Source organism: Geodermatophilus sp. SYSU D00079 (assembly GCF_054050635.1).
Map to the genome: position 1 here is coordinate 159,873 of NZ_JBJGZS010000005.1, position 25,464 is coordinate 185,336.

At 74.1% G+C, this 25,464-nt stretch carries 23 protein-coding genes; 4 read left to right on the plus strand and 19 right to left on the minus strand.

Translation table 11 applies throughout. The features are described 5' to 3' along the window. Positions 1-17: 17 nt before the first annotated feature. The 8 genes from ACI79E_RS07055 to uvrC form a co-directional block, all read right to left on the minus strand. Positions 18-1,808 (minus strand): ABC transporter substrate-binding protein, encoded by a 1,791-nt coding sequence (locus ACI79E_RS07055; RefSeq protein WP_456931814.1) that lies wholly within the window; start codon positions 1,806-1,808, stop codon positions 18-20. A gap of 32 nt (positions 1,809-1,840) precedes the next feature. Continuing rightward, positions 1,841-2,650, minus strand: coding sequence for a triose-phosphate isomerase (gene tpiA, locus ACI79E_RS07060; protein ID WP_456931815.1), 810 nt, complete (start codon positions 2,648-2,650; stop codon positions 1,841-1,843). 11 nt (positions 2,651-2,661) lie between these two features. Further along, complete coding sequence (locus ACI79E_RS07065; RefSeq protein ID WP_456931816.1) at positions 2,662-3,855, minus strand: phosphoglycerate kinase; 1,194 nt, start codon at positions 3,853-3,855, stop codon at positions 2,662-2,664. After that, positions 3,855-4,859 carry a type I glyceraldehyde-3-phosphate dehydrogenase gene (gap, locus tag ACI79E_RS07070; RefSeq protein WP_456931817.1) on the minus strand — a complete coding sequence of 335 codons (1,005 nt, stop codon included), beginning with the start codon at positions 4,857-4,859 and terminating at the stop codon, positions 3,855-3,857. Before gap ends, ACI79E_RS07065 begins: the two co-directional genes overlap by 1 nt. Before the next feature lie 198 nt (positions 4,860-5,057). Further along, the gene (whiA, locus tag ACI79E_RS07075; RefSeq protein WP_097205997.1) at positions 5,058-6,038 is read right to left on the minus strand and encodes a DNA-binding protein WhiA; all 981 of its coding nucleotides are present in this window, start codon (positions 6,036-6,038) and stop codon (positions 5,058-5,060) included. Between the two features lie 118 nt (positions 6,039-6,156). Then, positions 6,157-7,143, minus strand: a complete 987-nt coding sequence (locus ACI79E_RS07080; protein WP_456931818.1) for a gluconeogenesis factor YvcK family protein — start codon at positions 7,141-7,143, stop codon at positions 6,157-6,159. Then, positions 7,143-8,114 (minus strand): RNase adapter RapZ, encoded by a 972-nt coding sequence (gene rapZ, locus ACI79E_RS07085; protein ID WP_456931819.1) that lies wholly within the window; start codon positions 8,112-8,114, stop codon positions 7,143-7,145. Before rapZ ends, ACI79E_RS07080 begins: the two co-directional genes overlap by 1 nt. Continuing rightward, entirely contained in the window at positions 8,111-10,153 is a 2,043-nt protein-coding gene (uvrC, locus tag ACI79E_RS07090; protein WP_456931820.1) for an excinuclease ABC subunit UvrC, read from the minus strand. The genes rapZ and uvrC overlap by 4 nt, the downstream gene beginning before the upstream one ends. 166 nt (positions 10,154-10,319) lie before the next feature. Here uvrC and ACI79E_RS07095 point away from each other — a divergent pair, with 166 nt between their 5' ends. Genes ACI79E_RS07095 through ACI79E_RS07105 form a run of 3 tightly spaced genes read left to right on the plus strand, consistent with a single transcriptional unit; the run spans position 10,320 to position 13,474 of the window. Then, the gene (locus tag ACI79E_RS07095) at positions 10,320-11,660 is read left to right on the plus strand and encodes a hypothetical protein (protein ID WP_456931821.1); all 1,341 of its coding nucleotides are present in this window, start codon (positions 10,320-10,322) and stop codon (positions 11,658-11,660) included. Between the two features lie 13 nt (positions 11,661-11,673). Next, the gene (locus ACI79E_RS07100) at positions 11,674-12,558 is read left to right on the plus strand and encodes an alpha/beta fold hydrolase (RefSeq protein WP_456931822.1); all 885 of its coding nucleotides are present in this window, start codon (positions 11,674-11,676) and stop codon (positions 12,556-12,558) included. A gap of 25 nt (positions 12,559-12,583) precedes the next feature. Then, the gene (locus tag ACI79E_RS07105; RefSeq protein WP_456931823.1) at positions 12,584-13,474 is read left to right on the plus strand and encodes an alpha/beta fold hydrolase; all 891 of its coding nucleotides are present in this window, start codon (positions 12,584-12,586) and stop codon (positions 13,472-13,474) included. Positions 13,475-13,479: 5 nt separating this feature from the next. Here the strand turns inward: ACI79E_RS07105 and ACI79E_RS07110 are convergent, their stop codons facing one another. From ACI79E_RS07110 to ACI79E_RS07140, 7 genes are all read right to left on the minus strand, one after another. Then, complete coding sequence (locus ACI79E_RS07110; protein WP_456931824.1) at positions 13,480-13,890, minus strand: universal stress protein; 411 nt, start codon at positions 13,888-13,890, stop codon at positions 13,480-13,482. Continuing rightward, complete coding sequence (locus ACI79E_RS07115; RefSeq protein WP_456931825.1) at positions 13,891-15,456, minus strand: tripartite tricarboxylate transporter permease; 1,566 nt, start codon at positions 15,454-15,456, stop codon at positions 13,891-13,893. Next, positions 15,457-16,026, minus strand: a complete 570-nt coding sequence (locus ACI79E_RS07120; RefSeq protein WP_456931826.1) for a tripartite tricarboxylate transporter TctB family protein — start codon at positions 16,024-16,026, stop codon at positions 15,457-15,459. Continuing rightward, positions 16,023-17,045 (minus strand): Bug family tripartite tricarboxylate transporter substrate binding protein, encoded by a 1,023-nt coding sequence (locus tag ACI79E_RS07125; RefSeq protein WP_456931827.1) that lies wholly within the window; start codon positions 17,043-17,045, stop codon positions 16,023-16,025. Before ACI79E_RS07125 ends, ACI79E_RS07120 begins: the two co-directional genes overlap by 4 nt. Before the next feature lie 79 nt (positions 17,046-17,124). Next, positions 17,125-17,415 carry a hypothetical protein gene (locus ACI79E_RS07130; protein ID WP_456931828.1) on the minus strand — a complete coding sequence of 97 codons (291 nt, stop codon included), beginning with the start codon at positions 17,413-17,415 and terminating at the stop codon, positions 17,125-17,127. Positions 17,416-17,572: 157 nt separating this feature from the next. Next, positions 17,573-20,464 carry an excinuclease ABC subunit UvrA gene (gene uvrA / locus ACI79E_RS07135; protein ID WP_456931829.1) on the minus strand — a complete coding sequence of 964 codons (2,892 nt, stop codon included), beginning with the start codon at positions 20,462-20,464 and terminating at the stop codon, positions 17,573-17,575. 165 nt (positions 20,465-20,629) lie between these two features. Beyond that, the gene (locus tag ACI79E_RS07140) at positions 20,630-22,066 is read right to left on the minus strand and encodes an amidase (protein WP_456931830.1); all 1,437 of its coding nucleotides are present in this window, start codon (positions 22,064-22,066) and stop codon (positions 20,630-20,632) included. A 49-nt stretch (positions 22,067-22,115) separates the two neighbouring features. Here ACI79E_RS07140 and ACI79E_RS07145 point away from each other — a divergent pair, with 49 nt between their 5' ends. Further along, a complete protein-coding gene (locus ACI79E_RS07145) occupies positions 22,116-22,784 on the plus strand; it encodes an MBL fold metallo-hydrolase (RefSeq protein WP_456931831.1) in 669 nt (222 codons plus the stop codon). A gap of 21 nt (positions 22,785-22,805) precedes the next feature. Here the strand turns inward: ACI79E_RS07145 and ACI79E_RS07150 are convergent, their stop codons facing one another. The 4 genes from ACI79E_RS07150 to ACI79E_RS07165 all read right to left on the minus strand — a co-directional run bounded on the left by ACI79E_RS07150 (position 22,806) and on the right by ACI79E_RS07165 (position 25,457). Then, positions 22,806-23,234, minus strand: a complete 429-nt coding sequence (locus ACI79E_RS07150; RefSeq protein ID WP_456931832.1) for an ester cyclase — start codon at positions 23,232-23,234, stop codon at positions 22,806-22,808. 144 nt (positions 23,235-23,378) lie between these two features. After that, on the minus strand, positions 23,379-23,666 hold the full coding sequence (locus ACI79E_RS07155; protein WP_456931833.1) for a hypothetical protein: 288 nt from the start codon (positions 23,664-23,666) through the stop codon (positions 23,379-23,381). 11 nt (positions 23,667-23,677) lie between these two features. Beyond that, positions 23,678-24,439 (minus strand): SDR family NAD(P)-dependent oxidoreductase, encoded by a 762-nt coding sequence (locus ACI79E_RS07160; protein ID WP_456931834.1) that lies wholly within the window; start codon positions 24,437-24,439, stop codon positions 23,678-23,680. Between the two features lie 16 nt (positions 24,440-24,455). Further along, positions 24,456-25,457: an acetamidase/formamidase family protein gene (locus tag ACI79E_RS07165; protein ID WP_456931835.1), complete on the minus strand. Its 1,002-nt coding sequence runs from the start codon at positions 25,455-25,457 to the stop codon at positions 24,456-24,458. Between the last annotated feature and the right edge of the window lie 7 nt (positions 25,458-25,464).

A 25,464-nucleotide genomic window follows, 5' to 3' on the forward strand; every position in this document is an offset into this window, starting at 1 on the left:
GACGCGGCCGGTACCGGTCAGCGCACGCCGGCGGTCGCCAGGTCGTAGCCGGTGTACGCGGCCATGACCACGCCGTTGCGCAGCCGCTGCCCGGCCAGCAGCTGCACCCGGGACTCCGCGAGCGGCACGTAGGCCCCGGTCGCCGCAGCGGCGGTCGCGACCTCGCGCCAGGCGTCGCGGGCGCCGTCCCCGGCGGTGCGGGCCCGGTCGACCAGCGCGTTCACCTCGGCGGCGTCCAGCCGGGCGAAGTTGGTGTTGCCCACCGGGCTGACCGACCGGCCGTCGACCAGCGGCACGAGGAACGAGCCGGGGGTCGGGAAGTCGGCGGTCCAGGTGGCCAGCACGAGGCCGAACCCGTTGGCCGCCACGTTGTCGGGATTGCCGACGTCGGTCGCGTAGAACCCGGGGGCGGCCAGCGGCCGGACCTCCACCTGGATGCCCACCTGTCCCAGCTGGGCCGCGACCTCCTCGGCGACGGCCACGCTGGTGGCGGCGTCGGGCACGGCGAGCACGGTGCTGAACCCCTCGGGCCGGCCGCAGGCGCGCAGGTGCTCGCGGGCGGCGGCCGGGTCCGGCTGTGGGTCGGCCTCCTCCGGCCCACCGGCCAGCGCGCGCGGCCACAGCTGCGAGGTGCGCGCGGCGTTGACCGACCCACCGAGCTGCTCCTGCACCGCCCGCCGGTCCACGGCCGCCCCGACCGCGGCGCGGCACTCCGGGTCGTCCATCGGCGCGACGTTCGTGGGCAGGGCGAGCAGCCGGACCACCCCGCTGGTCACCTCGTCGACCCGGTCTCCCACGGGCACGTCCCCACCGGCGCCCTCGGCCAGCCGTGCCGTGGTCGCCGCCTGGACGCCGCTGCCGGAGAGGTCCACGTCGGCCGAGCCGGCCAGCAGCGCCTGGTCGCGCTCCACCCCGCTCAACCCCGTGCGGACCAGGACCTGGTCGGGCAGGGCGCTGCGGACGTCGTCGGTGGCGGCGTCCCACTGCGGGTTGCGGTCCAGCACGATGCCGGTCGCGGCGTCGACCGAGGTCACCGCGTAGGGGCCGGAGGAGACGGGGTCGCGGCCGTACTCGGCGGCGGTGTCGTTCTCGGCCGGCACGGGGCTGCTCGACGGCAGCGCCATGACGTAGGGGAAGTCCGGCTCGGCCGTGCGCAGCCGGAAGGTGATCGTGCGGTCGTCAGGGGTCTCGATGGCGGCCAGCCCCAGCTTGTCCGGGGTCTCGTCCTGGTACGGGCCGGCGTACGGGTTGGCCGGGTCGTCGAGCAGCTCGACCACGTGGGTGGGGCCACCGACGACGACGTCTGAGGCGAAGGAGCGCTCGATGCCGTACTTGACGTCGCGGGAGGTGATGGCCCGGCCGTTCTCGAACCGGGTGCCCTCGCGGAGGGTGAACGTCCAGGTCGTGCCGCCGTCGGGGGTCGTCCCGAGGTCGGTGGCGAGGTCCGGTACCAGCTGGTCGGTGGACCCCGGCTCGGACGAGTAGGTCACCAGCGTGCGGGCGTAGAGCCGCATGAGGTTCCACACCCCGGGCAGGTAGGAGCGCTGCGGGTCGAGGCTGTCGACCTCACCGGTGACCACCCGCAGCGTCCCGCCGGTCGCGTCGGACGGCGCCCGGACACCGGAGAGCCCGGCGCCCGGGCTGCCGCCCAGCACGGGGACGCCCGTGCCGTCGTCCCCGCGGCCGCTCCAGGTCACGGCGGCCACGACCACGAGGACGACGACGGCGGCGATGCCGAGGATGCGGCCGCGCGTGCCCCGGACCCAGGCCAGGGCCCGCCCCGTCGGCTGCTCCTGCGTGCTGTCCACCTACCTGCTTCCCGTTCCCGGGCCGGCGGCGGTCAGCTGCCGTCGGCGGCCGTCCGACAGATCTGCACGAACTCGTCGGCGTCCAGGCTGGCGCCGCCGACGAGCGCGCCGTCGACGTCCGGCCCGGCCAGGATCCCGGCCGTGTTCGCGGCCTTCACCGACCCGCCGTAGAGGATACGGACGACGGCGGCGGTCTCCGGGCCGAAACGCTCGGCGAGCCGTGACCGCAGGGCAGCGCACACCTCCTGCGCGTCCTCGGGGGTGGCGACCTCGCCGGTGCCGATCGCCCACACCGGCTCATACGCGATCACCAGGGTGCGCACCTGCTCGTCGGTCACGTCCTCGAGGGCGGCGTCGAGCTGCGCGGTGCAGTGCGCCACGTGCGTGCCGGCCTGGCGGACGGCGAGCCCCTCCCCCACGCAGAGGATCGGGACCAGGCCGTGCCGCAGGGCGGCCTGCACCTTGCTGGCGACGACGGCGTCGTCCTCGCCGTGCAGGGCCCGGCGCTCGGAGTGGCCGACGACGACGTACCGGCAGGCCAGCGCCGCGAGCATCGCGCCGCTGACCTCACCGGTGTAGGCACCCGAGTCGTGGACCGAGAGGTCCTGCGCCCCGTACCCGACCTCGAGCTTGTCGCCGGTCACCAGGGTCTGCACGCTGCGCAGCGCGGTGAACGGCGGGAGCACGACCACCTCGGCGGCCTCGAGCTCGGGCTCCTTGAGGGAGAAGGCGAGCTTCTGCACCAGCCCGATCGCCTCGAGGTGGGTCATGTGCATCTTCCAGTTGCCGGCGATGAGCGGCCGGCGCCCCTCACGGCGCTCCGGCGTGCCCCTGCGTGCCATGCCCGCTCCCCTCAGTCGGCCAGCACCGCGAGACCCGGGAGCTCCCGGCCCTCGAGGTACTCCAGCGACGCCCCGCCGCCGGTGCTGATGTGCCCGTAGGCGGCCTCGTCGAGGCCGAGCTGCCGCACCGCGGCCGCGGAGTCCCCGCCGCCGACGACCGACAGCCCGTCGACGGCCGCGACGGCCTCGGCCACACCGCGGGTGCCGGCCTGGAACGGGGCGAGCTCGAACACGCCCATGGGGCCGTTCCAGAAGACGGTGCGCGCCCCGCCCAGCTCGCGGCCGAACGCCTCGACCGTGCGCGGGCCGACGTCGAGCCCCATCTGGTCGTCGGGGATCTGTTCCACCGGCACCGTGGTCGTCGGGGCGTCCGCGCTGAACTCCGGCGCGCACACCACGTCGACCGGCAGCACGATGCGGTCGCCGGCCTCGGCCAGCAGCCGCCGGCAGGTGTCGACCTGGTCGGCCTCCAGCAGCGACCTGCCGACGCCGTGCCCCTGCGCGGCGAGGAAGGTGAAGCACATCCCGCCGCCGACCAGCAGCCGGTCGACCTTGGGCAGCAGCGCCTCGATGACGGCGAGCTTGTCGCTGACCTTGGAACCGCCGAGGACGACGACGTAGGGCCGTTGCGGGTCCTGCGTCAGCCGGGTGAGGACGTCGAGCTCCTGGGCGACGAGGCGGCCGGCGACGTGCGGCAGCCGCTGCGCGACGTCGAACACCGACGCGTGCTTGCGGTGCACGGCGCCGAACGCGTCGTCGACGTAGACGTCGGCCAGCGCGGCGAACCGCTGCGCCAGCTCGCCCCGCTCGGCGTCGTCCTTGGCCGTCTCGGCCGCCTCGAACCGGACGTTCTCCAGCAGCAGCACCTCGCCGTCGCCCAGGGCGGCAGCCCGGGCCCGGGCGTCGTCGCCGGCGACGTCCGCGGCGAGGGGCACCGCGACGCCGAGCAGCTCACCGAGCCGCTCGGCGACGGGGGCCAGCGAGTACTGCGGGTCCGGCGCGCCCTTGGGGCGGCCGAGGTGCGCGGCCACGACGACGCGGGCGCCGGCGTCCCGGAGCGCCTGCAGCGTGGGCAGGCTGGCCCGGATGCGCCCGTCGTCGGTGATGGCCCGGGTGCTCTTGTCGAGGGGGACGTTCAGGTCGGCGCGCACCAGCACGCGCCGACCCGAGACGCCCTCGGCGAGGAGGTCGTCGAGGGACCGCATCAGAGGGACTTGCCCACCAGGGAGGTCAGGTCGACGAGGCGGTTGGAGTAGCCCCACTCGTTGTCGTACCAGCCGAGCACCTTGGCCATCGGGCCGAAGACCTTGGTCAGCTTGGCGTCGTAGATGCACGACGACGGGTCGGTGACGATGTCGGAGGAGACGATCGGCGCGTCGGTGTAGGTGAGGTACTTGCCCAGCGGGCCGCCGGCGGCCTCGCGGTAGGCGGCGTCGATCTCCTCGGCCGACGCCTCGCGGGTCAGCTGCACGGTGAGGTCGGTGGCCGAGCCGGTGGGCACGGGCACGCGGATGGCGTAGCCGTCCAGCTTGCCCTTGAGCTCCGGCAGCACCAGGCCGATCGCCTTGGCCGCACCGGTGGAGGTGGGGACCATGTTCAGCGCGGCGGCGCGGGCGCGGCGGAGGTCCTTGTGCGGGCCGTCCTGCAGGTTCTGGTCGGCGGTGTAGGCGTGGATCGTGGTCATGAGGCCACGCTCGATGCCGAACGCGTCGTTGAGCACCTTGGCCAGCGGGGCCAGGCAGTTCGTGGTGCAGGACGCGTTGCTGATGATCGTCTGCGAGCCGTCGTAGAGGCCGTCGTTGACGCCCATGACGATCGTGATGTCGTCGTCGGTGGCCGGCGCGGAGATGATGACCTTCTTGGCGCCACCGGCGTCGACGTGCTTGCGCGCGTCGGCGGCCTTGGTGAAGAAGCCGGTGGACTCGACGACGACGTCGACGCCCAGGTCGCCCCAGGGCAGGTTGGCCGGGTCGCGCTCGGAGAGCACCTTGATGGTGTTCCCGCCGACCTTGATGCCCTCGCCGTCGGCGGCGACGTCCTCGGCCAGCTTGCCCAGCACGCTGTCGTACTTCAGCAGGTGCGCCAGGACCTCGGGGCTGGTGAGGTCGTTCACCGCCACGATCTCGATGTCCTGGCCGCTGGCAGCGGCGGCGCGCCAGAAGTTGCGGCCGATCCGGCCGAATCCGTTGATGCCCACCCGCACGGTCACTGCAGACCTCCGATGTCGACGCTGTCCGTCAGGGCCGCGGGAGTCCACGGCCTCGATCCGGCGACGACCCTATCTGCCCCGGCGCCGCGGGGCCCGGGCCACCTGGACGGGTGACCCGGGCCCCGCGGCGCACCGGAGCGGCCCCCTGCAGGGTCCCGCGCCCAGCGGAGCGAGGCGTGGGAACAGGGGGTCGGCCTCCTACTGGGCGAGCATGTCCTCGGTGACCACCGACTCGGTGTCGGGGATGCCGAGGTCCTTCGCGCGCTTGTCGGCCATCGCCAGCAGCCGGCGGATCCGGCCGGCGACGGCGTCCTTGGTCATCGGCGGGTCGGCGCGCTGCCCGAGCTCCTCCAGCGACGCCTGGCCGAACTCCAGGCGCAGCCGGCCGGCGACCAGCAGGTGCTCGGGGGCGTCGCCGTTGAGGATCTCCAGCGCCCGCTCCACCCGGGCGCTGGCCGCGACCGCGGCCCGCGCCGAGCGGCGCAGGTTGGCGTCGTCGAAGTTGGCCAGCCGGTTGGCCGTCGCCCGGACCTCGCGGCGCATGCGCCGCTCCTCCCAGGCCAGCACCGCGTCGTGGGCGCCCATGCGGGTCAGCAGCGCGCTGATCGCGTCGCCGTCGCGGACGACGACGCGGTCGGCGCCGCGCACCTCGCGCGCCTTGGCCGCGATGCCCAGCCGCCGGGCGGCCCCGACCAGGGCCATGGCGGCCTCCGGGCCGGGACAGGTGACCTCGAGGGACGACGAGCGGCCGGGCTCGGTCAGCGACCCGTGGGCGAGGAAGGCCCCGCGCCAGGCGGCCTCGGCGTCGTTGATCCCGCCGGAGACGACCGACGGCGGCAGCCCGCGCACCGGGCGGCCACGCTGGTCGACCAGACCGGTCTGCCGGGCCAGGCCCTCGCCGTGCTTGGCGATGCGGACCAGGTAGCGCACGCCGCGGCGGATGTTGCCGCCGGCGAGCACGCTGACCCCGCTGGTGTAGCCGTAGACCTCGCTGATGTCGCGGCGCAGCCGGCGGGCCACCGAGCCGGTGTCGAGCTCGGCCTCGATGACCACGCGGCCACCGACGATGTGCAGGCCACCGCTGAACCGCAGCAGCGCCGTGACCTCCGCCTTGCGCTCGGAGGTCTTGGTGCACTCCACCCGAGACAGCTCGTCCTTGACCATGGCGGTCATCGCCATGCCATCCACCCCCACGTTCCCCCGGGGTAACCAGGCCCCATGTGCGACGTCCCCTCTTCTCCCCCTCGTACCGGTGCCGGTACCGAAGGGTCCGGTACCCGGCGCCGGATTTCCATGCCTAGCGCGCCCCCACGGCCGACTCGAGCGCCGCCGCGAGGCGGGCCGGGTCGTGCCGCGGTGCCCCGTCGAGCTCGGCCACGGGAGCCAGGACCAGCTCCGCGCCGCACTCGCGCACCGCAGACAGGAGACCACAGCGGTCAACCACCGAGTCGACATCGGCGATCACCGTGTGCAGCGCCACTCCGCCGAGGTGGGCCCGCAGCACCGTGAGGTGCTCCTCCGGGGAGAACCCGTCGGTCTCCCCGGGCTGCGGTTCCAGGTTGAGCACGACCACCACCCGGGCGCTGGTGGCGGCCAGCGCCGCCCGCAGCCGCGGCACGAGCAGGTGCGGCAGCACCGACGTGTACCAGGAGCCCGGCCCCAGGGAGACGACGTCGGCCGCGGCGATCGCCTCGAGCACGGCCGCGTTCACCGGCGGGTCCGGCGGCGTGACGATGATGTCTCGCACCCGCCCCGGGGTGCTCGCGATCGCCGCCTGCCCCCGGATGGTGCGGGTGCGCGACGGGTCGTCGGGGTCGGTGCTCTCCACCCGCGCCACGAGGTCCAGCGGGACGTCGGCCATCGGCAGCACGCGGCCGCGCGCGCCGAGCAACCGGCAGAGGTCGTCGAGCGCCCGGACGGTGTCGCCGCCGTGCATCTCCGCCAGGCCGGTGAGCATCAGGTTGCCCACCGGGTGCCCGGCGAGGACGCCGGTGCCGCCGAACCGGTGCTGCAGCAGCCGCCCCATCTCCCGGGTGTGCTGCTCGTCGTCGGCGAGGGCCGCCAGCGCCATCCGGAGGTCGCCGGGCGGCAGCACGGGCATCTCGCGGCGGATGCGCCCCGACGAGCCGCCGTCGTCGGCCACGGTGACCACCGCGGTGAGGTCGGTGGTCAGCCGCCGCCAGGCCCCCAGGGCGGCGGCCAGCCCGTGGCCACCGCCGAAGGCCACCACGCGCAGGGGTCGCTCCAGCTCCGCGCCCGGCGGCGCGGGGTGCGCGGCCCCCACTACTCGCGGCCCAGGTCGCGGTGCTGGACGGCGACGTCGATGCCCTCGGCCGACAGCCGCCGGGCGAACTCCTCGGCGATCGCCACGCTGCGGTGCTTGCCGCCGGTGCAGCCCACGGCGAGGGTGAGGTACCGCTTCCCCTCCCGCCGGTAGCCGGGGATGAGCAGCCGGAGCACGTCGGTGTAGCGGTCCAGGAACGGCGCGGCCGCCTCCTGGCTCAGGACGTAGTCGCGCACGTCGGGGTCCTGGCCGGTGTGCGGCCGCAGTTCCGGCAGCCAGTGCGGGTTGGGCAGGAACCGGGCGTCGACCACGAGGTCGGCGTCCAACGGCAGGCCGTACTTGAACCCGAAGCTGAGCACCGTGGCCGTCAGCGGCGGCGCCTGGCCCTCCCGGGCGAAGGCGTTCTCCAGCGTGGCCCGCAACTGGTGCACGTTGAGGTCGCTGGTGTCGACCCACAGGTCGGCCTCGCCGGCGATGCCGGTGAGCAGCGCCCGCTCGGCGGAGATGCCGTCGATCAGCGTGCCGCTGCCCTGCAGCGGGTGCTCGCGGCGGACCGACTCGTAGCGGCGCACCAGCACCTCGTCGCGGGCGTGCACGTACACGACCCGCGGGCGGTGGCCGGCCTCGGCGAGGACGCGGATCGCCTCCTGCAGGTCGCTGGAGAACGCCCGGCTGCGCACGTCGACGACGGCGGCGAACCGGCGGACGTCGCCGCGGGCGCCCAGCTCCACCATGGGCAGCAGCAGGGCCGGCGGGAGGTTGTCGACGACGAACCAGCCGAGGTCCTCCAGCACCCGGCCGGCGCTGTTCTTGCCGGCCCCGGACAGGCCGGTCACGACCACGACGTCCAGGGGCTGGGTCTCGGCCGACGTCGGGTCCAGCGGCGGTGGGACGTCGGTGTGCGGGTGCCCGGGGGCGCCGGGGGGCGTGCCGAGGACGCCGGGCCCCGCACCGCGGGTCAGCTCGGTCACGAGGCCACCAGCCCGACCTCGGCGGTGGCGCCCGTGCCCGCCTGCGGGGTGCCCCGCTCGGCCGGGCCGGACGGGGCGGTGGTGCTCTCCACGACCTCGTCGGTGGCATCGGTGGCGGGCTGCTCGTCCGCCGGCTGTGCCACGGCGGCCAGCACGGCCTCCGCCGTCCGCCGGCCGATGCCGGGAACGGCCACCAGCTCCTCGACGGTGGCGGCCCGCAGCCGCTTGAGGGACCCGAACTGCTTCATCAGCGCCTTCCGCCGCGTCTCCCCGAGACCGGGGACGTCGTCCAACAGGGAGACCAGCATGCTGGTGGACCGCTTCTGCCGGTGGTAGGTGATCGCGAACCGGTGCGCCTCGTCGCGGACGCGCTGCAGCAGGTACAGCGCCTCGGAGGTGCGCGGCAGGATCACCGGGTCGCTCTCACCGGGCAGCCACACCTCCTCCATGCGCTTGGCCAGCCCGCAGACGGCGACGTCCACGATGCCCAGCTCCTCGAGGGAGCGCGCGGCCGCGGCGACCTGGGGGGCGCCGCCGTCGACGACGAGCAGGTTCGGCGGGTAGGCGAACCGGCGCGGCCGGCCCTCCTCCGCGGCGATGCCCTGCTCGTCCCTGCGGTCGGCCTCCTCCTTGAGGTGGCGGGCGAACCGGCGCCGGACGACCTCGGCCATGGCCGCGGTGTCGTCGGTTCCGTTGGTGACGCTGAACCGGCGGTAGTCGGACTTCTTCGCCAGCCCGTCCTCGAACACCACCATCGAGGCCACGACGTTGGTGCCCTGGACGTGCGAGACGTCCATGCACTCGATCCGCAGCGGCGCGTCGGGCAGCTCCAGCGCCTCCTGCAGCTCCGACAGCGCCAGGGACCGGGCGGTCAGGTCGCTGGACCGCTTGACCCGGTGCCGGGCGAACGCCTCCTTGGCGTTGCGCTCCACCGTCTCCAGCAGCGCCCGCTTGTCCCCGCGCTGGGGCACCCGCAGGGAGACCCGCGACCCGCGCAGCTCGCTGAGCAGGTCGGCGTAGACGTCGGCGTCGTCGGGCAGCTCGGGGACGAGCACCTCGCGCGGCACGGCCTCCCCGGCCTCGCCGACGCCGGTCTGCTCGTCGACCCCGCCGTAGACCTGGAGCAGGAACTGCTCGACCAGCTCGCCGGTGGTGACCTCCTCGACCTTGTCGACGATCCACCCCCGCTGGCCGCGCACCCGCCCGCCGCGCACGTGGAAGACCTGGACCGAGGCCTCCAGCTCGTCCTGGGCGAAGGCGACGACGTCGGCGTCGGTGCCGTCACCGAGGACGACGGCCTGCTTCTCCATCGCCCGCTTGAGCGCCCCCAGGTCGTCGCGCAGCCGGGCGGCCCTCTCGTACTCCATCGCCTCGGCGGCGGCGGCCATCTCCCGCTCCAGCCGCTTGACCATCTGCTCGGTGCGGCCGGCCATGAAGTCGCAGAAGTCGTCGACGATCTGCCGGTGCTCCTCGGCGGAGACCCGGCCGACGCAGGGGGCGGCGCACTTGCCGATGTAGCCGAGCAGGCACGGCCGGCCGATCTGCCCGGCCCGCTTGAAGACGCCGTTGGAGCAGGTGCGGGCCGGGAAGACGCGGGTGAGGGTGTCGAGCGTCTCCCGGATGGCCCAGGCGTGGGCGTAGGGCCCGAAGTACCGCACGCCCTTCTTCTTGGGCCCGCGCATGACCTGCAGCCGCGGGTACTCCTCGTTCAGCGTCACGGCCAGCGACGGGTAGCTCTTGTCGTCGCGGTAGCGGACGTTGAACCGGGGGTCGAACTCCTTGATCCAGTTGTACTCGAGCTGGAGGGCCTCGACCTCGGTGCCGACGACGGTCCACTCGACGCTGGCCGCCGTCGTCACCATCTGCCGCGTGCGCGGGTGCAGGCCCGCGACGTCGGCGAAGTAGCTGTTCAGCCGCTGCCGGAGGCTCTTGGCCTTGCCGACGTAGATGACCCGCCCGTTGGGGTCGCGGAACTTGTAGACCCCCGGGTCCTCCGGGATGCTGCCGACCGCCGGTCGGTACGTGGACGGGTCGGGCATGGGTCCCAGGTTAGGTGGGGCGGACGACGGTTCGCCCGGCCACCGGGATGGCGGCGGTCACCCGAACCACATCGGTGTGATCCACGCCGGGACCTCCGCCCCTTGCCCACCGGCGTCGCCCGGCACGAACCTCAGGCGGTCAGGTCGTCCACCCCTGGGGTGCGCCATGAGCTCGACGCAGGACCGGACCGCTGCGACGCGCGGGGGACCGATCCCGGAGGCCCGGACGGAACCACCCGCCCTGACCGACCCGCTGGCCGACCTCGCGACCTTCCCCCTGGTGGAGGCCCTGTTCGGCCGGCGCTCCCGGCGGTTCGCCCTGGGCGACGAGATCCCCGACGGCCCGCTGGCGTACCGGTCGCGGCACGAGCCGGTGCCGCTGACCGAGCTCGAGCGGATGCTCGTGCTCAGCGCCATGGGCGGGACCACCGGCTGGCACACCTCGATCACCCGGAACGCCCGCTACGCGCCCCACGTGGCGAACTACGCGGGCGGGGCGGCGGGGCGGACGTTCCCCTCCGCGGCCGGCTTCCACACCGTCGAGCTGTTCTTCACCGACGACTCCGGCGTGTACTCCTTCCCCACCCGGGACGCCGGCGCGCTGGTCGACCCCGCCACCGAGGACGTCACGGCCGAGCTCATGGTGGAGCGGCACCGCGGCCGCGTCCGGCAGCTGTCCGACCGGCGGCTGCACCTGCCCCGGGAGGAGCCGTACCTGGAGGGGCACAACACCTGGTGCGTCAACGTGCCGGGCTCCCTGCTGGTCGTCCCGGTCGCGGACATCGCCCAGCACGTGCTGGCGATCCTCTGCTTCTTCACGCAGAACGGGTACGCGGTCTTCGACGACGTCAACGGCCGCGAGATCCCCGGCCTGCAGCGGTTCGGCCACCTCGTGGACGTCGACGCGCCGTTCCCCCTCACGTTCTCCGAGCAGTACGCGCTGACCGAGGCCACCGCCGAGCTCGCCACCTGCTGCTACGCGGGCGTGCTCGTGCTCCAGGCGATGGGGCTGGGCGGGTGGATGTTCGACGGGATCGACCGGTTCTCGATGCTGGGGGCCTCGGGGAACCCCGACGTCCCGGGACTGGGGTTCCGCTACGACCAGGACGAGCGCTGGGCCGTGCCCAACCCGACCGGCCTGCCCGGCGTCTTCGAGGCGTTCTGCCCGCCCCACCACGCGGACATGGCCGCGGCGGTGGAGGCCTTCGCCGAGCGCAAGTTCGGCGAGGGCGGCCCGTTCAACCCGCGCACGCCGGGCCCGTGGTCGGACAGCCCCGGCTTCCGCGGCAGCGCGCAGGTGCACGACGCGGAGTTCAAGGCGTGCGTGGCGCTGCAGGCGCAGTACGTGCTCGACACCTTCGGCAAGTTCCCCGGCACCGTGCCGACCGTGTTCGTCCTCAACTACGTCCAGGCGCACCACCTGGACCTGGAGTTCTACGACCGGTTCTTCCGGCCCGGCGCCTACCTGCGGACCCACGCCGAGCACATGCAGCGGTGGCACCCCTGAGAGGAGAACGTCGATGGGCAGGCACGTCCGCGTGGGGGACCTCGACGTCTGGACCGAGCAGGTGGGGCACGGGCCGGACGTCCTGCTGATCGGCGGCCTGGGCGACACGGTGGAGTCGTGGTCGTTCCAGCTCGACGGGCTGGCCGACCGCTACCGGCTGATCGCCTTCGACAACCGCGGCGCCGGCCGGACGGCGATGCCGGAGGAGGGCGCCACCGTGGCCGCGATGGCCGACGACGCAGCCGGCGTCCTGGCCGCGCTCGGCGTCCGGTCGGCGCACGTCGCGGGCTTCTCCGGCGGCAGCCTCATCGGCCAGGAGCTGGCGCTGCGGCACCCCGACGTGGTCCGCAGCCTGGTGCTGCAGAGCACCTGGGCGGCCATGGACCCCTACTTCCGTGCGTGGCTGCGCTTCGTCGAGTGGCTGGTCGACAACGCCACGGACGAGCGGACGTTCCTGGAGTGCTTCTTCCTGGACATCTACACGCCCCGGGCGCACAACGACGGCACCGTCGCCGCGTTCATCGACGAGGTGGTCGCCTTCCCCCACAAGCAGTCGGCCGAGGACGTGCACCGCTTCCTCGCCGACATCTGGCACTTCGACAGCACCGAGCGGCTGCCCCGCGTCGCCGCTCCGACGCTGGTGCTGGCCGGCGGCGTCGACACCACCGCCCGACCGCACCTCGGCCGGGCGGTCGCCGAGGCGATCCCCGACGCGCGGTTCGAGGTGTGGGAGACCGAGTGCCACCAGCCGTTCCAGGAGGTGCCCGACCGCTGGAACGCCCGGGTCGACGCCTTCTGGCAGGACGTCGAGGCGCGCCTCACCCCCCGACCCCGGGAGGCCCCGGACCGCGACCGGCCCGCCCGCGACCGTCCGCCGGAGACCGCCGGGCACGGGTGACGAGGTCCGCGGGGAAGGAGCCGACATGGGACACCACATCCGCTCGGGCGAGGTGGAGGTCTGGACCGAGCAGGTGGGGTCGGGCCCCGACGTCCTGCTGATCGGCGGGCTGGGCGACACCGTGGAGTCGTGGTCCCTCCAGCTGGACGGGCTGGCCGACCGCCACCGGCTGACCGCGTTCGACAACCGGGGCGCCGGGCGGACGGCGCTGCCGGACGGGCCGGTGAGCGTCGCGGACATGGCCGACGACGCCGCCGCGGTGCTGGACGCCCACGGCATCGCGTCGGCGCACGTGGCGGGCTTCTCGGGCGGGGCCAAGACCGCGCAGGAGCTGGCGCTGCGCCGGCCCGACCTCGTGCGGAGCCTGGTCCTGCAGAGCACGTGGGCGGCGATGGACACCTACCTGCGGTCGTGGGCGCACTTCATCCGCTGGCTGGTCGAGGTCGCGCCCAGCGAGCGCGCCTTCCTGGAGGCCTTCTCCCTCGTCATCTACACGCCCCGGGCGCACAACGACGGCACGGTGGCCGCGATCATCGACGAGGCCCTCGCCTTCCCCTACAAGCAGCCGCCGGAGGTGGTCCAGCGGCACCTGGACGCGTGGGCGGCCCACGACACCACCGACCGGCTGCCCCAGATCACCGCCCCCACCCTGGTGCTCGCCGGCGGGCTGGACGCCACCGCGCGGCCCGAGCTCGGCCGCGCCGTCGCCGAGGCGATCCCGGGTGCGCGGTTCGAGGTGTGGGAGACCGAGTCGCACCAGCCGTTCCAGGAGGTGCCCGACCGCTGGAACGCCCGGGTCGACGCCTTCTGGCAGGACGTCGAGGCCGGCGTCGGCGCCCCGCTCCCCCGGTCGGCCGAGCACGACGCCGGGATGTCCCCGGACCGCCCGCCGACCGGGTCCGTGCGGCCCGGCTGACCCGCTCAGCCGGCGTCGCGCGGCGGGGACTTCACCGCCAGGACGGGGCAGTCGACGTCGAGCAGGATGCGCTGGGCGGCGCTGCCCATGAGCAGCTTGCCGACCGCCGACCGGCGGCGCAGGCCGATGACCAGCAGCTCCGCGTCGGTCTCCGCGACGGCGGCGGCGAGCTCCTCGGCGACGTCCCGGCCCACCGGCTGGCGCAGTTCGAAGGGCACCCCGGACACCGTCAGGTCGGCCTGCAGCTGCCGCAGCCGGTCGCCGAACAGGTACTCCTCGTCGACCAGCGCGTCGCCGCGCGAGCTGTTGACCACGACCAGCCGCGCGCCCCGCCGGTGCGCCTCGGCGACCGCGTGCTCCAGCGCCGCCTGGCCCCGGGGGTTGGGGACGACGCCGACGACCACGACCCCGCTCACCTACCCCTCCCCTCCCTCTCGGTTGGCCGCCGCGGACTCGCGGTGGCGCAGCTCACCGGTCTCCTGCACCTCCTCCGGCGTCGCCCGGCGGCCGCGGACCACGCGCAGCACGATCGGCACGACGAGGGCCAGCAGGGACAAGAGCAGGACCACCCGGCTGAACCAGGTGTCGAGCAGGACGCCGAGGTCACCGCCGCTGATGGCCAGCGCCCGGCGGAGGTTGGTCTCGGCGATCGGCCCGAGGATCAGCCCGATGACCGCCGGCGCCACCGGCCACCCGTAGCGGCGCATGAGGAACCCGAGGCCGCCCAGGACGAGCAGCAGCACCAGGTCCAGCGGGTCGGCGTTGACCGCGTAGGACCCCAGCGAGGCGAACAGCAGGATGCCCGCGTACAGGTAGGGCCGCGGGATGCGCAGCAGCTTCACCCACACGCCGGCCAGCGGCAGGTTGAGCACCAGCAGCATCGTGTTGCCGATGAACAGGGCGGCGATGAGGGTCCAGACCAGCGTGGACTCGGTGGTCAACAGGGTCGGGCCGGGCTGGATGCCGTAGCCCTGGAAGGCGGCCAGCAGGATCGCCGCGGTGGCCGACGTCGGCAGGCCGAGGGTCAGCAGCGGCACCAGCACGCCGGCGGCGGCGGCGTTGTTGGCCGCCTCGGGGCCGGCCACGCCCTCGATGGCGCCCTTCCCGAACTCCTCGGGGTGCTTGGTCAGCCGCCGCTCGGTGGCGTAGGAGAGGAACGTCGGGATCTCCGCGCCCCCGGCCGGCAGCGCGCCGAACGGGAAGCCGAACGCGGTGCCCCGCAGCCAGGGCTTCCAGGAGCGGCGGAGGTCCTCCCCGGTCATGTAGCGGCCGCTGGCCGCCATCACCTCCACCGGACCGCGCCGCAGCCGGGAGGCGACGTACAGCGCCTCCCCCACCGCGAACAGGGCCACCGCCACCACGACGACGTCGATGCCGTCGGACAGCTGCGGGATGCCGAGGGTGAACCGCTCCTGGCCGGTGAGGACGTCGGTGCCGACCAGCCCGAGGTAGAGCCCGACGCCGAGGGACGCCAGGCCGCGCAACGGGGAGGCGCCCAGCACCGTGGACACCGCGACGAAGGCGAACACGGCCAGCGCGAAGTAGTCCGCCGCGGTGATCCCGATCGCCAGGTCGACGACCGTGGGCGCGACCAGGGCGAGCAGGAACGTGGCGATCGTCCCGGCCACGAAGGAGCCGATCGCCGCGGTGGCCAGGGCCGCCGCCCCGCGGCCGGCCTTGGCCATCCGGTTGCCCTCCAGCGCGGTCATGATCGAGCTGGCCTCGCCGGGGGTGTTGAGCAGGATCGACGTCGTCGACCCGCCGTACATGCCGCCGTAGTAGATGCCGGCGAACATGATGAACGCGCTGACCGGCTCCAGGACGTAGGTGACCGGCAGCAGCAGCGCCACCGTCATCGCCGGGCCGATGCCGGGGAGGACGCCGACCGCCGTCCCCAGCAGCACCCCGATGAAGGCGAACAGCAGGTTGACCGGGGTGAGGGCGTCGGCGAAGCCGGCGGCCAGGTCGGTGAGGGCGTCCATCTAGAACCAGCTCGTCGCCAGCTCGAGGAGCGTCCCCCCGGGCAGCGCCACGTTGAGCGCCTTGACGAAGACGATCCACACGACGACCGAGGTGATGCCCCCGGCGATCAGCGGCCGGACGATGCCGCGCGCGCCGAGGGCCCAGGCGACGGTGCCGAACATGAGGGTCACCGCGAGCGGCCAGCCGACGACGTTGATCAGCAGGGCGTGGGCGAGGAAGGCGACGGCGATGACGCCGACGGCCCGCCAGGAGGTGCCGGCCGTCGGGTCGACGTCCTCGCTCTCGTCGGCCGGGCCGCGGTCGCCGCGCCACACCCGGTAGGTGAGGCCGAGGGAGGTCGCGATGACCAGACCGCCGACCAGGTACGGGAAGAACCGCGGCCCCACGTTGCTCGCCGACCCGGGGACGGCGATGTTCCCGGCGTCCAGGACCAGGTACACGCCCAGCGCGCCGAGCAGGACGGCCATCACCAGCTCGCCGGTGCTGCGGCCGAGCTCCTCGGGCGCCGCCGCGGCCGTGTCCGCAGGGGTGGTGGCCGGCGCGGCCGGTGGGGGCTCGGGGGCGGTCACTGCACCAGGCCGATCTGCACCAGGATCTCCCGCACCCGCGCCTCCTCCGCGGCGAGGAACTCCGCGTAGTCGTCCCCGGTGAGCAGGAGGTCGTCCCACCCGTTGTTCTCCAGCGCCTCGGCCCACTCGTCGCTGTCGTGGGTGTCGACGACCAGCTGGATGAGGTCCTCCCGCGCGCCGGCGGTCATGCCGGGGCGGGCCATGACCCCGCGCCAGTTGGACACCTCGACGTCGAAGCCGGACTCGACCAGGGTCGGGACGTCCGGCACCTGGTCGCTGCGCTCGGCCGTGGACACCGCCAGGCCCTTGAGGTCCCCGGAGGCGACCTGCGGCCCGTAGTCGGCGGTGCCGGAGATGCCGGCGCTGACCTGGCCGCCGAGCAGCGCCGACAGCGACTCCCCGCCGCCGGAGTAGGGGATGTAGTTGATCTGCCCGGGGTCGATGCCGGCGGCCTGGGCGAGCAGGCCGGCGAGGATCTGGTCGGTGCCCCCGGCCGAGCCGCCGGCGATGGGCGTGTTGGCGGGGTCGGCCGCCCACACCTCGACGAAGCCCGCGATGTCGTCGAAGGGCGCGTCGGGCGGGGCGACGATGAGCTCCGTCTCGCCGATGAGCCGGGCGATGGGCGTGACGTCGGTGAGCCGGGTGGAGGAGTCGTTGGTGTCGACGGCGCCCACCATGACCAGGCCCATCATCATCAGCAGGGCGTCGTCGTCCTCACGGCTGAGCTGGCCGAGACCGATCACCCCGCCGGCGCCCTCGACGTTGAACACCTGCACGTTGCGGGCCAGCCCGCTCTGCTGGATGACCCGCTGCATCACCCGTGCCGTGGTGTCCCAGCCGCCGCCGGGGCTGGCCGGCGCCATGATCCGCAGCCGGGAGAGGTCACCGGGCTGGACCACCGTGCCGGCGCAGCCGGCCAGCGCGCCCAGGACGGGCGCGGCGACGACCCCGGCGAGGAACGACCTGCGGCTCAGCACGACGACCACCTCCGGGGCGAGGGCGACGGTGGCCTGCTGCACCAGGGACCACGCGTCGTCGAGCTGTGGGTCTGCGCCGGGGACGGCCGCGGGGGGCGGCTCGGCCGGGTGGCGCCCCAGGTCACCCCACGGGACGCGACCGGCGCGCCGGTGACACCCACGCGCCGGACGCGACGGCGGGCGCGAGGCGGCGGACCAGGCGCACCGCGCGCCCGACCAGCACCAGAGCCGACAGCACCCCGGCCCCGCCGGCCAGGAAGGCGAGGACCCCAGGCACCGCCGCACCGGTGGCGACGGGCACGGAGACGACCAGGACCGCGAGCAGGACGACGGTGGACCCGATCCCCGGGCTCCCCACCGGCGAACCGCAGTTCGACAGGTCCGGGTCGCAGTCGGGCGTGAGCGCGCTCATCGCGGGCCAGCGGTCTGGTGCAGGACAGCGCCCATGCGCGTCTCCTCCGTCGGGGACCCCACCACGCCGCGACGTCGGCGTGATGTCCGTCACAGGGACGGTACGACGACGGCCACTCCTCGCTCAAGACGTGGAGTGGCCGTCGTCGCAGGTGGCCTCAGCTGGCCTTCTTGCGCGCCCGCTTCTTCGGAGCCGACGCGGCGGCCACCGACTCGGGGTCGAGGATCCGCGCGAGGTACCGGCCGGTGTGGCTCTCGGGCACCCCGGCCACGAACTCCGGCGGCCCCTCGGCGACGACCGTGCCGCCGCGGAACCCGCCCTCCGGCCCCATGTCGATGAGCCAGTCCGCGCTCTTGATGACGTCCAGGTTGTGCTCGATGACGACCACCGAGTTGCCCTTGTCGACCAGGCCCTGGAGCACCAGCAGCAGCTTGCGGATGTCCTCGAAGTGCAGCCCGGTGGTCGGCTCGTCGAGGACGTAGATGCTGCGGCCGTTGGACCGCTTCTGCAGCTCGCTGGCCAGCTTGACCCGCTGCGCCTCACCACCGGACAGGGTGGTGGCCGGCTGGCCGAGCCGGACGTAGCCGAGCCCGACCTCGGTGAGCGTGCGCAGGTACCGGGCGATCGCCGGGATGGCGGCGAAGAAGTCCGCGGCCTCCTCGATCGGCATGTCGAGGACCTCGGCCACGGTCTTGCCCTTGTAGTGCACCTCGAGGGTCTCCCGGTTGAACCGGGCGCCCTTGCACACCTCGCAGGGGACGTAGACGTCGGGCAGGAAGTTCATCTCGATCTTCAGCGTGCCGTCGCCGGAGCACGCCTCGCAGCGGCCGCCCTTGACGTTGAAGCTGAACCGGCCCGGCAGGTAGCCGCGCACCTTCGCCTCGGAGGTGCTGGCGAACAGCTTGCGGACGTGGTCCCAGACCCCGGTGTAGGTGGCCGGGTTGGACCGGGGGGTGCGGCCGATCGGCGACTGGTCGACGTGCACCACCTTGTCCAGGTGCTCCAGACCGGTGACGGTCCGGTGCCGGCCGGGCACCATCCGCGCCCGGTTCAGCTGGTTGGCCAGCGTCGTGTACAGGATGTCGTTGACCAGGCTGGACTTGCCGGAGCCGGAGACACCGGTGACGGCGACCAGGCAGCCGAGCGGGAAGGTGACGTCGACGCCGCGCAGGTTGTGCTCGCGGGCGCCCTTGACCACCAGCTCGCGGCCCGGCGTCGGCTCCCGGCGCTTCTCCGGGACGGCGATCTCCTTGCGGCCGGACAGGTACTGCCCGGTCAGCGACCGCTCGCTGGCGAGCAGCTCGTCGACCGTGCCGCTCACGACGACCTCACCGCCGTGCTCACCGGCGCCCGGGCCGATGTCGACCACCCAGTCGGCGACCTTGATGGTGTCCTCGTCGTGCTCGACGACGATGAGCGTGTTGCCCATGTCGCGCAGCCGGATCAGCGTCTCGATGAGCCGGGTGTTGTCCCGCTGGTGCAGGCCGATGGAGGGCTCGTCGAGCACGTAGAGCACGCCGACCAGCCCGGAGCCGATCTGGGTGGCCAGCCGGATGCGCTGCGCCTCCCCACCGGCGAGGGTGGCCGCCGGCCGGTCGAGGGACAGGTAGTCCAGGCCGACGTCGACCAGGAACGACAGCCGCGCCTGGATCTCCTTGAGCACGCGGTCGGCGATCGCCCGCTCCCGCTCGCCCAGCTCCAGCGCGCCCAGCCAGTCCGAGGCCTCACCGATCGACAGCCCGGTGACCTCGGCGATGGACCGGTCGTTGAGCTTGACGGCGAGGATCTCCGGCTTCAGGCGGGTGCCGCGGCAGACGGGGCAGGGCACGTCGCGCATGTAGCCCTCGTACTTGTCCCGCATGTAGTCGCTGTCGGTGTCCTCGTGCCGCCGCTCGAGGAAGGGCAGCACGCCCTCGAACGCCGCGTAGTAGCTGCGCTCCCGGCCGTAGCGGTTCTTGTAGCGGACGTGCACCTGGTCCGGCGAGCCGTGCAGCACGGCCTTCTGCACCTTGGCCGGCAGCCGCTCCCACGGGTCGTCCATGGAGAAGCCCAGCTGCTGGGACAGGCCGGTGAGCAGCCGGGTGAAGTACTCGTTGCTCATCGACGTCGACCACGGCGCGATGGCGCCCTGCGCCAGGCTCTTCTCCGGGTCGGGCACGACGAGGTCGGGGTCGACCTCCTTGCGGGTGCCGATGCCGGTGCACTCCGGGCAGGCCCCGAACGGCGAGTTGAACGAGAACGACCGCGGCTCCAGCGCCTCGAAGGACAGGCCGTCGTCGACGCAGGCCAGGTGCTCGGAGAAGGTGCGCTCGCGCTGCGGGTCGTCCTCCGCCAGGTCGACGAAGTCGAGGACGACCAGGCCGCCGGCCAGACCGAGCGCGGTCTCCACCGAGTCGGTGAGCCGGCGCTTGGCGCTCTCCTTGACGGTGAGCCGGTCGACGATCACCTCGATCGTGTGCTTCTCCTGCTTCTTCAGCGTCGGCGGCTCGGTCAGCTGGTGGACCACGCCGTCGACGCGGACCCGGGAGAAGCCCTGGGTCTGCAGCGAGCTGAACAGGTCGACGTACTCGCCCTTGCGGGCGCGGACGACGGGGGCGAGCACCTGGAATCGGGTGCCCTCCTCCATGCCCAGGACCTGGTCGACGATCTGCTGCGGCGTCTGCCGCGAGATCGGCTTCCCGCAGTTCGGGCAGTGCGGCTGACCGGCGCGGGCGTACAGCAGCCGGAGGTAGTCGTAGACCTCGGTGATCGTGCCGACGGTCGACCGCGGGTTGCGGTTGGTCGACTTCTGGTCGATCGAGACGGCCGGGCTCAGGCCCTCGATGAAGTCGACGTCGGGCTTGTCCATCTGCCCGAGGAACTGCCGGGCGTAGGCCGACAGCGACTCGACGTACCGGCGCTGGCCCTCGGCGAAGATCGTGTCGAAGGCGAGGCTCGACTTGCCCGAGCCGGACAGGCCCGTGAACACGATGAGCGCGTCGCGGGGCAGGTCGAGGTGGACGTCCTTGAGGTTGTGCTCGCGGGCGCCGCGGACGACGAGGCGGTCCATGTGTTCCCTGTCGGTCGCTGGAGCGTGGATTGCGGGTGCGCGGCGCCGTCGGTACCCGGCGCGGATGTCCCTACGGAGACAAGCCGTCGCGCTGCGTGCCTGTTCCCCCCACCGGGCCGCGACCTGCGTGATGCCGGTCAACCGCCCGTACCGGGACGGGGCGGGTCAGCCGGGTGCCGCGACCGCGGGCTCGGTGGGGTCGAAGACCGGCGCGTACCGGCGCCACGGCTGCCGCCGTTCCAGCTCTCCGGCGAGCCAGAGTAGTCGCGTCTCGGCGCCCGGGGGGCCGGCGAGCTGGACCGCCAGGGGGTGGCCCTCGGGCCGCACGCCGGCCGGGAGCACCAGCGCGGGCAGGCCGGCCAGGTTCCACGCCGCCGTCCACGGCGCCCAGCGGGCGTTGGCCGTGACGTTGGCCAGGAAGCCGCGCTCGTGCCACGGGCGGGCCGGCAGCGGTGGACCCGTCGTGACCGGGGTGAGCAGCACGTCGAGGTCGTCGAAGAAGGCGGTCGTCCGCTCGCGGAACCGCTCGGCGGTGGCCGGCCGGACCAGCCCGGCCCGGCGGACCAGCCGGCCGATCCGCGCGTGGGTGCGGCTGCGCGGCTGGAGGTCGGCCGTCGCGATGCCGAGGTGCTCGGCGTCGTCGGCGGCCCCGGCCATCCAGCGCGCGATCGCACCGACCGCCGCGCTGGGGGGCACGGGCGGGTCGCGCCGGACCACGGTGTGCCCGGCGGCGGTGAGCGCCGCGACGGTCCGCTCCACCGCCGCCCGGGCCGGCGCGTCGGCCCGCACACCGGGCAGCGGCGACCGGGTGGAGACGGCGACGCGCAGCGGCCGGCCGGGCGCCGCCGGCGGTGCCGGCGGCTCCCCCGCCAGCACCGCGTGCGCGAGGGCGAGGTCGGCCACCGTCGTCGCCAGCGCCCCGTTGACGGCCATGCCCGACCAGTCGTCGGCGCCGATCCCGCCGGGCACCACGCCGCGCCCGGACTTGAGCGTGACCAGCCCGCAGGCCGCCGCGGGCAGGCGCAGCGACCCCATGCCGTCGTTCCCGTGGGCCAGCGGCACCGAGCCGGAGGCCACCGCCGCGGCGCTGCCGCCGGAGCTGCCGGCCGGGGAGCGCGCGGTGTCCCACGGGTTGCGGCTGACCGCGCCGGGCCCGTCGGTGGAGGCGTACAGGCACAGCTCCGGTGCCCGGGTGATGCCGACGACGACGGCGCCGGCGGCGCGCAGGCGGGCGACGACGGGGTGGTCCTCCGTCGCGCGGCGGCTCGGGCAGGCCGGCGACCCGTCGGTGCAGACCTCGCCGGCCACGGCGACGTTGTCCTTGACCGCGATCGGCACCCCCGCCAGCGGCAGCGCGCCCCGGCCGGGATCGGCGTCGACCGCGGCCGCCTCGGCCAGCGCCGCCTCCCGGCGGACCACGCGAAACGCCCCCACCCGGGCCTCGACCGCGTCGAGGTGGGTCAGGTGCGCGCGCACCACCTCCACGGCGGTCAGCTCCCCCGCCCGCACGCGCGCGGCCAGCTCGGTGGCCGGGAGGCCCACGACCGTGCCGGACCCGCCCTCGACCCGGGCCCCGACCGGCAGACCTCCGCTAGCGTCCATGCCAGGACCGTAACCGCGGCCACCGACACTTCTCGAACGGAGTCCAGGCATGAGCTCGGGGACCTACACCGGCGACGTCGAGGTGGGCGGGCCCGCCGACGTCCGGGAGCTGCCGGGGCTGACGATCAGCAAGATCGCGGTCAGCGAGATGGCCAACAACGCCTACCTGCTGCGCTGCACCGCGACCGGTGAGGCACTGCTCGTCGACGCCGCCGCGGAGCCGGAGACGCTGCGCACGTTCATCGGCGACGCCCCGCTGCGCACCGTCGTCACCACGCACGGGCACTGGGACCACCACCGCGCCCTCCCGCAGGTCGTCGAGGCCACCGGGGCGGTCACCGTCGCCCACCCGGCCGACGCCGGCGACCTGCCGGTGCCGGTGCAGCGGCCGGTCGAGCACGGCGACACGGTGACCGTCGGCGAGCAGGTGCTGGAGGTGGTGCACCTGCGCGGGCACACGCCGGGCAGCATCGCGCTGGTCTGGCGCGGCCCTGAGGGCGCGGGCACGCACGTCTTCACCGGCGACAGCCTCTTCCCCGGCGGGGTGGGCAACACGCAGAAGGACCCGGCGCGCTTCGCCAGCCTCGTCGACGACGTCGAGCAGCGGCTGTTCGGCGCCCTGCCCGACGACGCGTGGGTGTACCCGGGCCACGGCAAGGACACCACCATCGGCACCGAGCGCCCGCACCTCGGGGAGTGGCGCGCCCGCGGCTGGTGAGGCCGCGACCCGGTCGCGGCGTCAGCCGGCGGGCAGGTGACCCAGCTGGGTCAGCACGGTCAGGTTGTCCCAGGTCACCCACCACTCGGCGATCCGGCCGTCGGCGACGCGGAGGACACCGGCGAAGTCGAACCTCGCCCGCTTCCCCGACGGCGGGAACGGCCCCAGCTGCCCCGTCTGCGTCCCCTCGTAGGTGGCCCAGACGGCGGCCCAGTCGCCGTCCACCAGGACGTGGGTGAACGTCTGGGTGTTGTCGGGGAAGGCCGCGGCGTCCAGCTGGAGGAACTCCCGGAACTGGTCCCGGTCCGCGACGGGCAGCTGCGGGGTCGCCTCGCTGTGGCGGACGAAGTCGGGGGCGAGCAGCTGGTCGAGCAGGTCCAGCCGGCGGGAGTTCATCGCCTCCTCCAGCCGGCGCACCAGGGTCCGGATCTCCTCGGGGCTGCCGGCCATCGTCGCGTCCTCCCGTCGGCACCGCGGCTGGGGTGGCGGCCTGCCTGACGCGTGCGGGGACCGGCCGCCAGGCAGCGGTGCGCCGGCGGCCGGCCCACCGCCCCCGGCCCGGCGCGCCCTCACCCGACCGGTGCCACCCGGTGGCTACTCCTCGCCGTCCTCGAACAGGGCGACCAGCTCGTCGGCCGTGCAGGCGACGTGCAGCGGGACGATCGACACCGTCCACCCCGGGCGCCGCTCGTCGATGTCGAGCGCGAGGTCCCACGCCGCGCGGGCGCTGAGCGGGCCGAAGCAGGCGTCGTCCCCGTCCTCGGCGACGGCCACCTCGACCAGCCAGGTGTCGGACAGGTCGGCCGCCAGTTCGTCGAAGTCCGGGTCGGTGCCGTCCTCGGGCTCGGGGGAGTCGGCCGCGACGGGGTAGATGAGCGCCATACCGCAGCCTCTCAGAGCTGGATGCCGCGGGTGAGGGCGCCGTCGACCACCAGGTTGGTGCCGGTGGTGAAGCTCGACACCGGGCTGGACAGGAAGACCACGGCCTTCGCCATCTCCTCCGGCGTCCCCATCCGGCCGGTCGGGTTGAGCGCGAAGGAGTCGGCGAACAGCTCCGGCTGGCCCTGCTCGACGGCCTGCCAGAAGCCCCCCTCGAAGTACGTGTTGCCCGGGGAGACGACGTTGGCCCGCACCCCGCGGCCGGCCAGCTGGAAGGCCAGCCCGCTGATGTAGCCGACGATCGCGGTCTTCATCGTCCCGTACGGGCCCGAGGCGAAGTCCGACTCACGACCGGAGACGCTCGAGATCGCCACGATGGAGCCGCGCCCGCTGGCCTCCAGGTGCGGCAGCGCGGCGGTGACCAGCCGCACCGTGTGCATGAGGTCGACTTCGAAGGATGCGTACCAGTTCTCCTCCCCCGGCCCGGCCGCCAGCGCGCTGACGTTGGCCACGACGGCGTCCAGGCCGCCCAGCCGGCCGGCGGCCGCCTCCACCCAGGCGGTCAGCGCCGCGCCGTCGCGGACGTCCAGCTGCACGCCGGAGGCCCGCCCGCCGCGCTCGGCGACCGCCTTCTCGGTCGCCTCGATCTCCGCGGTCTCGCGGGCGCAGAACTCCACGACGGCGCCCTCGTCGACGAAGGTGTCGACGATGGCGCGGCCGATGCCGCGCGTCCCGCCGGTGACGAGCACGCGGGCTCCGGTGAGCTGCAGGTCCACGGGTGTCCTCCCAGGGTCAGAGCAGGGTCGCCGCGCGGCGGCGGAGGTCGTCGTGCAGCCCGCCGTAGGCCGAGGCCCGCGGCAGGAGGGACTTGCGGGCCTTCACCACGGCGCTGTAGTTCGCGTCGACGACGTTGGCGATCGGCACCTCGGAGATCTGCGACAGGAGCTGGTAGGCGTCCATCGGGTGCAGGCCGTAGAGCTCGCCGAACCAGCGCACCAGCTCCACCTGGCCGATCCGCCAGGCGTCCTCCAGCGGGCGGCTGGACCCGACGGTCATCCAGTGCGTGTCGTCCTCGATCCGCGGCCACAGCGGCGCCCCGCCCTTGACCAGCTCGACGATCAGCGTGGTGGTCATCGCGCCCTCGACGGCGGTGCCACAGGCCTCGCCCTCGCCCTGCCGGTAGTGCCCGTCGCCGATCGAGAACAACGCCCCCTCCACGTTGACGCCGAGGAAGCAGGTGGCGCCCGGGCGCATCTGCGGGGTGTCCATGTTGCCGCCGAAGCGCTCGGGCACCAGCGAGCTGCGCACCTCACCGCCGGGCGGCGCGACCCCGACGGTGCCGAGCATCGGCGCCACCGGGAGGGCGACCTGCAGGTCGGTGTGCTGCGCGGCGAAGGTGACCGTGTTCGCCGCCCGGTCCAGCTCGTAGATCCAGGTGGTGTCGGGCAGCGGCTCCTGCAGCGTCGCGGTCCGGTCGGTGCTGGTGAGCCCGCCGAAGAACGGGATCGCCGCCGACGCGCCCCAGTCACGGGCCGGCTCCATGGCCACGAAGTGCAGGGCGAGGGTGTCGCCGGGCTCGGCGCCCTCGACGAAGAACGGCCCGGTCTGCGGGTTCACGAAGCGCAGGTCGACCTTCTCGCTGGACAGGTCGGTGGTCTTCTGCAGCGCGCCGCAGAAGGCGTCGTCGGACCAGACGCGCAGCGCCGTCCCCGGGGCGACCCGGCGCAGCGGGGCGACGCCACCGAAGGTGAACGCGTACTGCTCGAACGTGGGCACGACCTCGACGACGTCCATGCCGCAC

Excerpts from the sequence above, each read along its gene's own strand:
- tpiA (WP_456931815.1), bottom strand. The coding sequence starts at position 2,650 with ATGGCACGCAGGGGCACGCCGGAGCGCCGTGAGGGGCGCCGGCCGCTC.
- ACI79E_RS07065 (WP_456931816.1), bottom strand. The coding sequence starts at position 3,855 with ATGCGGTCCCTCGACGACCTCCTCGCCGAGGGCGTCTCGGGTCGGCGC.
- whiA (WP_097205997.1), bottom strand. The coding sequence starts at position 6,038 with ATGGCGATGACCGCCATGGTCAAGGACGAGCTGTCTCGGGTGGAGTGC.
- uvrC (WP_456931820.1), bottom strand. The coding sequence starts at position 10,153 with ATGCCCGACCCGTCCACGTACCGACCGGCGGTCGGCAGCATCCCGGAG.
- ACI79E_RS07095 (WP_456931821.1), top strand. The coding sequence starts at position 10,320 with ATGAGCTCGACGCAGGACCGGACCGCTGCGACGCGCGGGGGACCGATC.
- ACI79E_RS07100 (WP_456931822.1), top strand. The coding sequence starts at position 11,674 with ATGGGCAGGCACGTCCGCGTGGGGGACCTCGACGTCTGGACCGAGCAG.
- ACI79E_RS07105 (WP_456931823.1), top strand. The coding sequence starts at position 12,584 with ATGGGACACCACATCCGCTCGGGCGAGGTGGAGGTCTGGACCGAGCAG.
- ACI79E_RS07115 (WP_456931825.1), bottom strand. The coding sequence starts at position 15,456 with ATGGACGCCCTCACCGACCTGGCCGCCGGCTTCGCCGACGCCCTCACC.
- ACI79E_RS07130 (WP_456931828.1), bottom strand. The coding sequence starts at position 17,415 with ATGAGCGCGCTCACGCCCGACTGCGACCCGGACCTGTCGAACTGCGGT.
- uvrA (WP_456931829.1), bottom strand. The coding sequence starts at position 20,464 with ATGGACCGCCTCGTCGTCCGCGGCGCCCGCGAGCACAACCTCAAGGAC.
- ACI79E_RS07140 (WP_456931830.1), bottom strand. The coding sequence starts at position 22,066 with ATGGACGCTAGCGGAGGTCTGCCGGTCGGGGCCCGGGTCGAGGGCGGG.
- ACI79E_RS07145 (WP_456931831.1), top strand. The coding sequence starts at position 22,116 with ATGAGCTCGGGGACCTACACCGGCGACGTCGAGGTGGGCGGGCCCGCC.
- ACI79E_RS07150 (WP_456931832.1), bottom strand. The coding sequence starts at position 23,234 with ATGGCCGGCAGCCCCGAGGAGATCCGGACCCTGGTGCGCCGGCTGGAG.
- ACI79E_RS07155 (WP_456931833.1), bottom strand. The coding sequence starts at position 23,666 with ATGGCGCTCATCTACCCCGTCGCGGCCGACTCCCCCGAGCCCGAGGAC.
- ACI79E_RS07165 (WP_456931835.1), bottom strand. The coding sequence starts at position 25,457 with ATGGACGTCGTCGAGGTCGTGCCCACGTTCGAGCAGTACGCGTTCACC.